Raw genomic sequence first — 13,365 nt, 5'->3', positions numbered from 1 at the left:
TTAGTTAGCAACCACATTCAGAAGCTTGCCTGGTACGTAAATTACTTTACGGATTGTCACGCCGTCTGTGAATTTAGTCACATTATCTTCGGCGAAGGCGAGGGCTTCAACTTGCTCTTTAGTGGCATCTGCTGGCACTGTTAACTTAGCACGAAGCTTGCCGTTAACTTGTACGATGATTAGCTTTTCATCTTCAACAAGTGCCGACTCATCCACGGTTGGCCAAGAAGCATCTAAGATGTCACCTTCTTTGCCAAGGTCTTGCCATAGTTGATGACACATGTGCGGCGTAATAGGTGCAAGCATGATAAGTAATGCTTCAAGCGCTTCGTTTGCTATCGCGACATCTTGTTTATCAGCAAGTGGCGCTTTTAATAACTTGTTTGAAAGTTCCATAATGGCAGCAATTGCTGTGTTGAACGTTTGACGGCGCTCAACATCATCGGTCACTTTTGCAATGGCTTTATGAAGCTCACGACGAAGTACTTTTTGATCGTTGCTTAAAGCGGCTTTATCAAGTGCTTGATAACCTACGGTTTCAACATCGACTGCGTATTTCCAAACACGTTTTAAGAAACGCATTGCGCCTTCTACACCTGAATCAGACCATTCAAGAGTTTGCTCTGGAGGTGCTGTGAACATCATGAATAAACGTACCGTATCGGCACCGTATTCGGCAATAACTTGTTGTGGGTCGATACCGTTGTTTTTCGATTTCGACATTTTACTCATGCCTGCAGAGAATACCGGCTCACCATCTACTTTATGCCATGCTTTTGTCACACGACCTTTTTCGTCAGTTTCAGTTTGTACGTCGGTTGGTGATATCCACACATCACCGCCTTTCTCATCTTTACGATAGAACGTTTCTGCTAATACCATGCCTTGGCACAGCAAACGCTCGAATGGCTCGTCAGAGTTAACTAAGCCAAAATCACGTAATAGTTTGTGGAAAAAGCGAGAGTAAAGTAAGTGTAAAATCGCATGCTCAATACCACCGATGTATTGGTTTACAGGTAACCAGTAGTTTGCAGCGCCAGGCTCAATCATTCCTTCGTCAAAACGAGGGCTACAGTAACGTGCGTAGTACCACGATGATTCCATAAAGGTATCGAATGTATCAGTTTCGTGAAATGCAGGTACGCCATTTACGGTTGTTTTAGCCCATTCAGGATCCGCTTTGATTGGCGATGTAACACCATTCATAACCACATCTTCAGGTAAGCGTACTGGTAACATGTCTTCAGTAGCGGCAATCTCTTGGCCATTTTCGTCGCTTAACATAGGGATTGGAGAACCCCAGTAACGCTGACGGCTCACGCCCCAGTCACGTAAACGGAAGTTTACTTTACGCTCACCAACGCCCAGTGCTTCTAACTTGTCTGCTACCGCATTAAATGCCGCATCAAACTCTAGACCATCAAACTCACCTGAGTTTACTAACACGCCTTTTTCTGTGAAAGCTTGATTTGCAAGGTCAACCGTATCTTCGCTGCCAGCTGCTGGTGCAATAACTTGCGTAATTTCTAGGCCGTAAGTACTTGCAAACTCGTAGTCACGTTGGTCATGCGCAGGCACCGCCATTACCGCACCTGAACCGTAGTCCATGAGTACAAAGTTAGCGACCCAAATAGGGACTTGCTTGCCTGTTAATGGATGGATTGCGTAAAAGCCAGTTGCAATGCCTTTTTTGTCCATGGTTGCCATGTCGGCTTCAGCAACTTTGGTGTTTTTACACTCATCAACAAACATCGCAACAGCATCGCTATTTTTAGCCGCTTCTTGTGCAATTGGGTGACCGGCTGCTACAGCAACGTAAGTCACACCCATAAAGGTATCTGGGCGTGTTGTGTAAACACGGAATGTGTCATCGTTGTCGGCACGTTTGAATTCAATTTCTAAGCCTTCAGAACGACCAATCCAATTGCGTTGCATGGTTTTAACTTGCTCAGGCCAGTGATCAAGTTTATCTAAATCATCTAAAAGCTCTTGAGCATAATCAGTGATTTTGATGAACCATTGTGGAATTTCTTTTTGCTCAACAATCGCACCTGAACGCCAGCCACGACCATCAATTACTTGCTCGTTGGCAAGCACTGTTTGGTCAACTGGATCCCAGTTTACTGTTGACATCTTTTTGTATACTAAGCCTTTTTCATAAAGCTTAGTGAAGAACCATTGTTCCCATTTGTAGTACTCTGGGTGGCACGTCGCGATTTCGCGATCCCAGTCATAACCAAAGCCTAATTGCTTTAATTGGTTACGCATGTAGTCAATGTTTTCGTATGTCCATTTAGCCGGTGCCGTATTATTTTTAATTGCGGCATTTTCAGCTGGAAGACCAAACGCATCCCAACCCATAGGTTGCATTACGTTTTTACCTTGCAAGCGTTGGAAACGTGATACTACGTCACCAATAGTGTAGTTACGAACGTGACCCATATGCAGTCGGCCGCTTGGGTATGGGAACATTGATAAGCAGTAATACTTTTCTTTGCTCTCATCTTCAGTGACTTTAAATACTTGGTTTTCATCCCAGTAGGCTTGTACTTTTGACTCTATGTCTTGCGGGTTATATTGCTCTTGCATCTACGATTCCAGACTTCTTGCAAATTGATAAAAAATTGTCGCTAAGGATAACCCAAAATACAGGCTAATCACAGCGGCAAATAAGGGCTTTTCCGAAATTATCACTTTCAGGGCAGGTTAACCTATACTCAACTATAGTAAGTATTGATTTTTCATCACTTTTGAAGGAGTAAACGATGGCAGATTATAAAACATGGCTCAGCGATTTAAGTGCATGGCTTAAAGATGTAAAAGACCACGAGTTGAAGGAGGCAATGGAGAAGTTTGTTGAATCTGAGCAGGCACTTAAAGATCTAGGAAAAGAAAAACTTGAGCTGTATCGCGACTACCTTAAACGCGATATTGATCATATCAAAGAAAACGATAAACATTATGACTCCTTAGCGTGGCTTGAACTAAAAGAGTCGCTTTGGTACGAGTTATCGCACATCGAAGACAAAACCCAGTTAGAATGGCAGGCCCTAAATCAAGATTTTAAGCACAATGGTGTCTATCATCAGGGAGAATGGATAGCCATGGGCACATTAGTATGTAAAAATTGCCAACATAGTTACGATGTTTACCATGCTACTCAAATTACCCCTTGTACTGAATGCGGTGGTATTTACTTTAGCCGTAAGGCATTACAACCTTAATCTGTAACGCAAGCAAAAGCTGGGCGTTACCCATAATGCCCAGCTAATCCTGGGAAATAAGAAGTTAGAATGACAAAAAAACTAATCCCATTGCCAGTCTCTACCTTAGCGCCAGAAATTGCCGCCAGTCATGTTGCTACATGCATGAATAATCCATACCCAGAGGCTTTAACGTTTATTGGCCAACAACGTGCTCAAAGTGCGCTCGATTTTTCATTAGGTATGGAGCTACCTGGTTACAATGTTTATGTTATGGGTGAGGCTGCACTGGGTCGTTTTACCTTAGTGAAAGACAAGTTAACAGCCCATTCAAAAGGCCGCCCAACGCCTAATGAGTGGCTGTATGTCAATAATTACGACGACCACCGCGAGCCTATCGCGCTGTTTATGCAAGCTGGGCAAAGCAAGCAGCTTGCAGATGATATTGATTCATTTATTGATGAAGTGCTTGATACATTCCCAGCTGCATTCGATAACCCAGGTTATCAGCGTAAGAAGAAATCAATAGACCGTGAATTCACCGATACTTACGATGCAGCTATAACCGCAGTAGAAATTGCCGCGCTTGAGCAAAGTGTAGCGCTTATCGAAGAAAATGGCGTGGTGGGGTTTGCGCCTTTGGTTAATGGTAAGCAATTAAGCGACAGTGAGTTTGCGGCACTCGAAGAGCCATTGCGTATTGAATTTTATGACGTGATTGAAAAACTCGAAGATGCGTTAATCGAAGCGCTGATTGAGTTACCGCGTTGGAAACGTGAATCATCTGAAAAACTGCGTAATCTTAAAAAATCAACGGCTGAGTTAGCGACCAAGCCACTTATTAAAGCGCTCGAGCACAAATATGCAACGCATATTGGCGTGCTGCGTTATTTAAAAGACATACGTGAAGAAATCATTGATGCGGTGCTGGAGTGGCTCGACGATGATGATAACGACGAAAACAAAGAAGATTTTGACCGCAAGGGCATGCTAACCGACTTTTTCGCACCCAATATTTTAGTCGAATTTAAAGAAGGGGATGCAGCGCCTGTTGTTTACGAGCCTAACCCAACGTTTGGCAATATTTTTGGCAAAATTGAATACGCGACATCGCAGGGCTCGCTCATAACCAGTTATCGCTCAATTCAGCCGGGTGCACTGCACCGTGCTAATGGCGGTTACTTGATTATGGACGCTGAAAAAGTAATGGCGAATCCACAAGTGTGGGATGGCCTAAAACTGTCTTTAAAAACGCATCAAATTAAGAACGACTTACCGTATCAAGACAGTTCAGTGGGGAGCAGTTTTACTTTACGTCCGCAGCTTATTCCGCTGGATGTAAAAATTGTGCTGCTGGGTTCACGTGATTTGTATTACACCATTGGTGAGTACGATGAAGAGTTTGCTGAGCTGTTTCGTGTGCTTGCTGACTTTGATTATTACTTACCAAGCAGCGATAAGTTGCAGTACCAGTTTATTACCAAAGTGACTGAATACTGTGAGAAAACCTTAAATTGCACTGCAAACGAAGCGGCAATGGCACGTTTACTCAAGTTTAGTTATCGCCAAGCTGAGCATCAAAATAAGCTGTCTGCACGTTTTGCAGATGTCCTTGAGTTGGTGGCCGAAGCCAGTTTTTATGCCAAGCAAGATGGACATACACTGATTGATGCGCACCACATTGATGAAGCCATTCTTGGTAAACAGTACCGTACTGGGCAAATTTCAGAAACCATGCTTAGCGATATTAAAGAGGGGCAGATCCTCATTGCTACCGAAGGTCAGGCTGTGGGTAAAGTAAACGGCTTAACGGTGCTGCATATCGGTGATACATCGTTTGGTACGCCTGCACGTATTACTGCCACGGTTTATGCCGGTGCCGATGGGGTCATTGACGTTGAGCGTGAGGCCGAGCTGGGTAAAGCAATTCACTCAAAAGGGGTGATGCTACTAACGGGCTACTTAGGTAACAAATATGCGCAGCAATTTAGTTTAACGCTCAGTGCTAATATCGCGATTGAACAGAGTTACGGTTATATCGACGGTGATAGTGCGTCACTGGCCGAGCTCTGTGCGCTTATCTCGGCAATAACCAACTTACCTATTAGCCAGTCAATTGCGCTTACAGGCTCAATTAACCAACATGGTGACGTGCAATCTATTGGTGGTGTTAACGAGAAAATCGAAGGCTTCTTTAAACTCTGTAAAATGCGTGGCTTAACGGGCGAGCAAGGCGTGATCATTCCAAAGTCAAACCAAGTGAACCTGGTGCTTGATGATGAAGTGCTCGACGCCGTTGAAAAAGGCCGCTTTAATATTTATGCCGTTGAAACAGTAGACCAGGCGTTAAGTCTATTAATGGACAAAGACGCGGGTGAAATGACGGAGCAGGGCTATCAAGACGGCTCTATTAATGCCTTAGCATTAGCCCGACTTGCAAACATTGCCGATATTGTTAATGGCGATAATGATGATGAAAAGGAAGCGGAATGATTAACTTAATTCTTTTATTGGTCATAGGTGTATTTTGTTTTTTGATTTTTAAAAATAGCAAAAAAGCGAAATTACAAGCACTTGAAAATGAAACTTTGGCCGCTGATTTTTTAGCGACAAATGGTAAAGCTGATGATATTCATGAAACAGCATCTGGGCTGCAATACAAAATTGAGCACAGCGCGGGTAATGAAGCTAAGCCACATGCTACCAGTAAGGTGAAAGTGCATTACCATGGTACGCTCATGGATGGCAGTGTATTTGACAGTTCAGTCGTACGCAATTCGCCAATTAGCTTTGGTTTAAACCAAGTGATTGCCGGCTGGACTGAAGGCTTACAGCTAATGAGCGAAGGCGATAAGTTCACCTTTTATATCCCGCCACAGCTTGCCTATGGGCGTAAACGTGTTGGCAGCATTCCGCCAGGCTCGTTACTAATATTTGAGGTTGAACTTCTTAAGATTGAATCGTAAGCGTCAGCCAAACGACAAAAAAGAAAGGGCTTCATAAATGGAGCCCTTTTTTTGATTTAATTCCGCGGGATTAATGAGGCTATACCCATTAGTATAGCCTCAAAATAGCACTCCAATTAAACGCAGTCGTATTCTTTACGCGTTTGCTTTGGTTTTTCTTATTAACCCTATGACAGTTAGTAATAAAACAGCCAGCCATACCGGCCAATTACCTAAACGACTGTATAGCGTGTCACCTTGAATTAGGGTGATATTCGCTTCAAGCACATCGGCTTTAAACTGTGGCATGCTCAATTGCGATTTTGCGATAGGGTCGTACACAGCGCTAATACCGGTATTCGTTACGCGAATAAGCGGGCGCTGAAGCTCAAGGGCGCGCATACGGGCTATTTGCATATGCTGATGCGGGCCATGAGAATCTCCAAACCAGGCATCATTACTAACAGTAAACAAAATATCAGAATCACTTCTATAGTTTCCACGCACTAAATCGGCAAAGGCAATTTCGTAGCAAATAGCAGGCAAAATATTTAAACCATTGGCGCGCAAGTTATCTTGTACTTCATCACCACGGGTGAACGATGACATTGGTAAGTCAAATAGAGGGGCGATAGGGCGCAGTAAATCTTGAAATGGCACAAACTCACCAATGGGTAACAATTGATGCTTTTGATAGCGGTTATGCCCTAAATACTGATAGTGACCTTCATTGTCACTGGGCTCTTTTTTACCAAGTACAATGAGGGTATTAAAAATATTGCGGGTGTCGTACTGGTAATCAACAATGCCAGTGATAAGTGCGGTGTTATTAAATGTCGCGGCACTGTCAAGGCCAGATAAATATTGCGTTGCAAGGGCTTCTAGTTCAGGCACGGCGGCTTCAGGCCAAACGATTAAATCAGCATTCCAATGCAGGCGTGTCATGTCTTGGTATTTGCTCATGGTATTCCAAAACTCAGACGGCTCAAACCGTAAATGTTGCTTGATGTTACCTTGTACGAGCACGGTTTTAATCGTTTTATCTTGGTATTTAACTGGGCTGTTACCTGCAATAAAATATAAGCCAATGAGCACGGCGACAGAGACTATCAAAGGTTTAATGTCTTTACTTATTAAGCGATATAGCGCAAAGGCGATTAATACACATATAAGCGTGATACCAAACTCACCAATCACAGGGGCTAAAAAGTTTAGTGGGCTGTCTGTTTGTGTATAGCCAAAACTAAGCCATGGAAACCCAGTCAGTAGCGTGCCACGCAGATACTCAGTGACCGCAATACTTGCCAGTAATAAGCACACAAAACTATAAGGCCCTGAAGCCAGTCGAGTACTAAGCCAAGCAGCTAACGCTGGATAAAGTGCAAGGTAGGCGCATAAAACAACCATTAAACCAAGAGAGGCAATTAATGGCATTCCACCAAAGGTGGCTATTGAAACATGCACCCAGCTGATACCGGCACCAAACCACCCTAAACCAAAGATGAAGCCATATTTTGCGCTGCGCTTTGCTGCGTTTTTACCGTTTGCAAGAGGGTTGATGCAATAAAGCAGTGCACCAAGAGAAAGAAAGGCAATGTGCCACAGATTAAAGGGGGCGTAACTTAAGGTTAAAAAGAGGCCCGCAATAAGTGCGAGCCAGGCTTTTTTATCTTTTGCAAGAACGCAGAGGTTAGTTAGCAGTTTCTTCACTGTCGTTATCATCAGCCTTAGGAATGGTGACTTGCAATTGTAAGATGCGACGATTGTCAGAATTGGTGACTTTAAATTGTAAGCCTTCAATGTCTATCGTCTCACCACGGCTTGGCATATGACCAAACGCATGTAAAACCGTACCACCAATTGTATCGGCGTCAGAGGTGCTGTAACCCGTTTTAAAATATTCGTTAAAGTCATCAACAGGTGTTAGAGCTTGAACTGCGTAAACATGTTTCGCAACTTGTCGAATATCTTGTTGTTCCTCTTCTTCATCGTGTTCGTCTTCTATTTCACCCACAATGATTTCGAGAATATCTTCGATGGTTACTAATCCTGACACACCCCCGTATTCATCAATAACGATGGCCATGTGATAACGTTGTTGACGAAACTCATTTAACAGCGTATCAACTCGTTTGCTTTCAGGAACCACCATAGCAGGACGTAAATAGTCACGTAGTGATGGCAATAGTTCATCTTTATTTAGAATTAAAGGCAATAAATCCTTTGCGAGTAATATACCTTCGATGTGATCTTTATCTTCACAAACCACGGGGAAACGAGAATGTGTAGAGTCAACCATCATCGGGAGTAGCTCTTCTAATGGTGCGTCAATTTCAAGCGTCACCATTTGAGAACGTGGTATCATGATGTCTCGAACTTTTAGTTCTGACACACCTAATACCCCTTCAATCATTTCTTTTGTTTCAGGGTCGATAAGGTCGCGTTCTTGCGCATCGGCAATTACTTCTACCAGCTCTTCTCTATTCTGGGGTTCCCCTTGTAACATCTGGGCTATGCGGCCCAGCCACGTTTTACCAGAAGAACCCTGGCTAGTTTGCGAGTTGTCGTCGCTCATTGCGTCTAATTGCTCCGTAAATTTAAATATCGTCTCGATATGGGTCAGCAATGTTCAGATCGGCAAGTAATTGCTTCTCTATGCTTTCCATTTCGAGTGCATCTTCGTCCTTTATATGGTCAAATCCAAGTAAATGCAAGCATCCATGGATCACCATATGGGCAAAATGGTCGTGAAAGGTTTTTTCTTGCTCAATTGACTCAGCTAAAACGATAGCTGGACATATGATTAAATCACCCACTAAAGGTAACTCAATACCAGGGGGGGCTTCAAATGGAAACGATAAGACATTAGTCGGTTTATCTTTACCACGGTAGTCATTATTGAGTTGTTGGCTTTGTGCCTCATCACTGATCACAATTGTCAGTTCAGCATCTTCACGGTAGTGACTGAGGGCTTTATCAGCCCACAGTTGAAATTGTTCAAAGCTTGGTAAGTTGTCAAACTCACACGCTATTTGTAAATCTAATTCGGTCACGAGTTTGCTTCTTGTTGGTTTGCTTGTGCTTCTTTTGCGCGTTGTTTTTCAGCCCGTTTTAAACGTTCAGCTTCATCGTTGCGCTCATAGGCTTCAACAATACGCGCCACAACAGGGTGGCGTACCACATCATGTGATTGGAAAAAGTTAAAGCTAATTTCATCGACACCGTTAAGTACCTCAATCGCATGGCGAAGGCCCGAGCGCGCACCACGCGGTAAATCTACTTGGGTGATATCGCCTGTAATAACGGCCTTAGAATTAAAACCAATACGGGTTAAGAACATTTTCATTTGCTCTGCGGTGGTATTTTGGCTTTCATCAAGGATGATAAATGCGTCATTCAATGTACGGCCACGCATGTACGCTAACGGTGCTACTTCGATAATATTTTTTTCGATCAGTTTTTCAACGCGCTCGAAGCCGAGCATTTCAAATAATGCATCATAAAGAGGGCGTAAATAAGGGTCGATTTTTTGGCTCAAGTCGCCAGGTAAGAAACCCAGTTTTTCACCTGCTTCAACGGCAGGGCGAGTAAGCAGAATACGGCGAATTTCTTGACGCTCCAGTGCATCAACAGCAGCAGCAACGGCAAGGTAGGTTTTACCTGTGCCTGCAGGGCCAATACCAAAGGTAATATCGTGATGCAGAATATTAGCCACATACACGCCTTGGTTATCGTTACGCGGTTTAATAACGCCACGGCGAGTTTTTATCACCATGTCTTTACCATAAACGCCCGGGTTGTCGTCTTGATCAAGGGCGTTTGATTCGCTAATCGCTAAGTGCACAGCGTCGGGTTCAATTTCGCCAATTTCACCACGAACTGGTTGAGTATCAACATAAAGGTTTTTTAAGATTTCGACACTGGCTGCTGCACAGTGAAGTTTACCAGTGACTCTAAAAAAATTATCGCGATGGGCAATTTCAACACCTAGTCGGCGTTCAATTTGTTTGATGTTTTCGTCAAACGGACCACATAAAGATGAAAGGCGTTTGTTGTCGGCGGGTTCTAAATAAATCTCTAAAGTTTTTAATTGATTACTCAAAATTGCTTCCTATTGATGGGTGCTGGCAAGGGCCAGCACCAAAATTCACCCTAAGGGACGAAAGTTGCAACGCCAATTTCGTTAGGGGCTTGTGCAGCGTCTGCTTCGGCTGCTTTACTAAGAATAGACGATGGCGCAATATCACGGCGCAGGTTCATTTCTGATTCTGTACGAATTAATTCACCGCGTAAAGAGTTTGGCAACGCTTCAGTAATACGTACATCAACGAATTGACCGATCACTGAATGTGGGCCTTCAAAGTTAACCACACGGTTGTTTTCAGTACGGCCACGTAACTCCATAGGGTTCTTCTTAGAAGGACCTTCAACTAAGATTCGCTGTTCAGTGCCAAACATTTGGCGGCTGATTTGCTGTGCCATTTGCGTAATACGGTTTTGTAAAAGGTATAAACGCTCTTTTTTCTCTTGCTCTGATACGTCGTCCGGTAAATCAGCTGCTGGTGTACCAGGGCGTGCACTGTAGATAAAGCTGAAGCTCATATCAAAACCAATATCATTGATAAGGTTCATTGTTGCTTCAAAGTCTGCTTTGCTTTCGCCAGGGAAACCAATGATAAAATCAGAAGACATACTTAAGTTAGGGCGAATTTTACGTAATTTACGAATCGTTGATTTGTACTCTAGAGCTGTATGACCACGTTTCATTAAATTAAGAATACGGTCAGAGCCACTTTGCACTGGTAAATGTAAGTGGTCGACAAGCTCTGGTACATCGGCATATGCATCGATGATGTCAGGAGTAAACTCTACTGGGTGCGAAGTGGTGTAACGAATGCGGTCAATACCATCAATCGCGGCAACATAACGCAGTAGGTCAGAGAAGTAACAAATTTCGCCATCATGCGTTTCACCGCGGTAAGCGTTTACGTTTTGACCTAGTAAGTTTACTTCACGTACGCCTTGCTCAGCGAGCTGGGCGACTTCGAGTAGTACGTCATCAAGTGGACGGCTTACTTCTTCACCGCGCGTGTATGGCACAACACAGAAAGTACAGTATTTAGAACAGCCTTCCATAATCGATACGAACGCACTTGGGCCTTCTGCTTTTGGCTCAGGTAAACGGTCGAACTTTTCGATTTCAGGGAATGATACGTCAACAACAGATGTACTGTCGCCACTTTGCACTTGCTTAATCATCTCTGGTAAACGGTGTAACGTTTGCGGGCCAAAAATTACATCGACAAACGGCGCACGTTGACGAATTGAGTCACCTTCTTGTGACGCTACACAGCCACCTACACCAATGATAAGGTCAGGTTTATCGTCTTTTAGTAGCTTCCAACGGCCTAGCTGGTGGAATACTTTTTCTTGCGCCTTTTCACGAATTGAACAGGTGTTGAGTAAGATCACATCTGCATCTTCAGCTTCATCAGTTAACTGATAGCCGTTAGTCGCATCCAGTAGATCCGCCATTTTCTGAGAGTCGTACTCGTTCATCTGACAACCCCAGGTTTTAATATGCAGCTTTTTACTCATTGAAATATAGCCTCGTTTTCAATTCGGTAGTGACACAAAAATGTGTTAGAAACAGGATTAAGCGGCTTTAATGCCGACTTAAAGGACGCGTATTTTAGCTGGATACCCGCACAGATCCAAGTATAGTTTTTATCTTTGTGGTGTGAAATCAAACAAGTCACTGTTTTAAAATTCTTAACGCGTAAATGCACTGACACAGTTTAGTGAATTACGTTACAATTTATGCCGTATTCAAATAGCCAAATGAGCGACTATTAAATGAAGAAAAATAAGGTAATTGTTGTTGGTGGTGGCATGGTAGGTGCTGCCACAGCTGTTAAACTGGCACAGCAGGGCAGGGACGTCACTATTATTGAAAAGCACCTTATCGATGCTGATGACATTCTCAGTTCAGATAAGGTGGATATTCGCATTTCGGCTATTAATCGTTTTTCAGAAAACTTACTTGATGAGCTGGGGGCAATGCCGTTATTGCGCCAAAATCGTATCGCTCCATACCAACAGCTTGAGGCGTATCAGCAACAAGGTGAAAACTTATTGTTTGATTGCCATGATATTGGTGAAACACATCTGGGTCATTTAATCGAAAATAGCCTAATTCAAGCGAGTCTTTGGCAGCAATTTTCTCAATATGGCATCGAGGTCATTGAGCAGACAACACCGGTTACAGAGATAAGCCAAGAGAGTGATTCAATCACGCTTCATTACGGTGACACCCAATATACGGCTGATTTAGTGGTTGCTGCAGATGGTGGACAATCACAATTACGTAGCAAAGCTGGCTTAGGTGTAACAGGGTGGCAATATGGTCAACACTGTATGGGTGTGTTAATTAAACTGGATGCGCCGCAACAAGTTAAAACGTGGCAACAATTTACACCAACGGGCCCAGTGGCGTTTTTGCCTATGCAAGCCCCGTATGCAAATTTAATTTGTTACCACAACGCGTCGGTTTTAAACCGTTGGAATAAACTCTCCACAGAACAACTAAAAGCCCAACTCATTGCGCATTTTCCTGAGTTGCCGGGTGAATTTGAGTTACTTGAGCATGCTGTTTTTCCATTGGCTCGTCAGCACGCAAATGATTATTCGCAAGGGCGTTTAGTATTAGTTGGCGACTCAGCACACACTATTAATCCCTTGGCAGGTCAAGGGGTTAATTTAGGTTTTCAAGATGTGGTTGCACTGGCTGAGGTTCTTGCTGGCCACGATGATGTTGGTCAGCATGCGGTATTAAAGCAGTATGAGAAGAAACGTCGTCGCGCTAATTTACTTATGATGAGTATGATGGATGCCTGTTACTTCGGATTCTCAAATGAACTACAGCCACTCAGTTGGGCACGTAGTAAGTTTTTAAAACTAGCGAACAATATTGGCCCGGCTAAGAACTGGGTATTAAAATATGCCATTAGTGGGACACTCAGTTAAACAAAATAATACACATAAACGATAAAGAAACGGGTTAATAAAAATTAGCCTGTTTTTTTTGCGCTAAATAAAAATGAATTAAATTTTGGAGAAATTAGAAATTAGAAATTAGAAATTAGAAATTAGAAATTAGAAATTAGAAATTAGAAATTAGAAATTAGAAATTAGAAATTAGAAATTAGAAATTAGAA

Annotated in this window: 10 protein-coding genes; 4 read left to right on the top strand and 6 right to left on the bottom strand. The window is 43.1% G+C overall.

The features are described from left to right. Positions 1-2,589 (bottom strand): leucine--tRNA ligase, encoded by a 2,589-nt coding sequence (leuS, locus tag ACSSVW_RS08225; RefSeq protein ID WP_075593703.1) that lies wholly within the window; start codon positions 2,587-2,589, stop codon positions 1-3. 176 nt (positions 2,590-2,765) lie between these two features. Here leuS and ACSSVW_RS08220 point away from each other — a divergent pair, with 176 nt between their 5' ends. The 3 genes from ACSSVW_RS08220 (at position 2,766) to ACSSVW_RS08210 (ending at position 6,169) form a co-directional block, all read left to right on the top strand. Beyond that, positions 2,766-3,224 carry a zinc ribbon-containing protein gene (locus ACSSVW_RS08220; RefSeq protein WP_074989684.1) on the top strand — a complete coding sequence of 153 codons (459 nt, stop codon included), beginning with the start codon at positions 2,766-2,768 and terminating at the stop codon, positions 3,222-3,224. Between the two features lie 69 nt (positions 3,225-3,293). Then, positions 3,294-5,696 carry a Lon protease family protein gene (locus tag ACSSVW_RS08215; protein ID WP_065978076.1) on the top strand — a complete coding sequence of 801 codons (2,403 nt, stop codon included), beginning with the start codon at positions 3,294-3,296 and terminating at the stop codon, positions 5,694-5,696. Beyond that, a complete protein-coding gene (locus ACSSVW_RS08210) occupies positions 5,693-6,169 on the top strand; it encodes an FKBP-type peptidyl-prolyl cis-trans isomerase (protein WP_454179130.1) in 477 nt (158 codons plus the stop codon). The genes ACSSVW_RS08215 and ACSSVW_RS08210 overlap by 4 nt, the downstream gene beginning before the upstream one ends. Before the next feature lie 135 nt (positions 6,170-6,304). Here the strand turns inward: ACSSVW_RS08210 and lnt are convergent, their stop codons facing one another. Genes lnt through miaB form a run of 5 tightly spaced genes read right to left on the bottom strand, consistent with a single transcriptional unit; the run spans position 6,305 to position 11,746 of the window. Continuing rightward, entirely contained in the window at positions 6,305-7,858 is a 1,554-nt protein-coding gene (lnt, locus tag ACSSVW_RS08205) for an apolipoprotein N-acyltransferase (protein ID WP_454179129.1), read from the bottom strand. After that, entirely contained in the window at positions 7,839-8,723 is an 885-nt protein-coding gene (gene corC / locus ACSSVW_RS08200; protein WP_036967376.1) for a CNNM family magnesium/cobalt transport protein CorC, read from the bottom strand. Before corC ends, lnt begins: the two co-directional genes overlap by 20 nt. Before the next feature lie 22 nt (positions 8,724-8,745). Beyond that, a complete protein-coding gene (ybeY, locus tag ACSSVW_RS08195; RefSeq protein ID WP_036967379.1) occupies positions 8,746-9,201 on the bottom strand; it encodes an rRNA maturation RNase YbeY in 456 nt (151 codons plus the stop codon). Beyond that, positions 9,198-10,250, bottom strand: a complete 1,053-nt coding sequence (locus ACSSVW_RS08190) for a PhoH family protein (protein WP_074989681.1) — start codon at positions 10,248-10,250, stop codon at positions 9,198-9,200. The genes ybeY and ACSSVW_RS08190 overlap by 4 nt, the downstream gene beginning before the upstream one ends. A 50-nt stretch (positions 10,251-10,300) precedes the next feature. Further along, positions 10,301-11,746, bottom strand: coding sequence for a tRNA (N6-isopentenyl adenosine(37)-C2)-methylthiotransferase MiaB (gene miaB, locus ACSSVW_RS08185; RefSeq protein ID WP_036967384.1), 1,446 nt, complete (start codon positions 11,744-11,746; stop codon positions 10,301-10,303). A gap of 258 nt (positions 11,747-12,004) precedes the next feature. Here miaB and ACSSVW_RS08180 point away from each other — a divergent pair, with 258 nt between their 5' ends. Continuing rightward, positions 12,005-13,174: an FAD-dependent oxidoreductase gene (locus tag ACSSVW_RS08180; RefSeq protein WP_454179128.1), complete on the top strand. Its 1,170-nt coding sequence runs from the start codon at positions 12,005-12,007 to the stop codon at positions 13,172-13,174. Positions 13,175-13,365 lie beyond the last annotated feature (191 nt).

The organism is Pseudoalteromonas sp. MBR-15, from assembly GCF_053628915.1.
The sequence above is the reverse complement of the archived record's forward strand: the minus strand, read 5'-3'. Positions and strand labels throughout refer to the sequence as shown.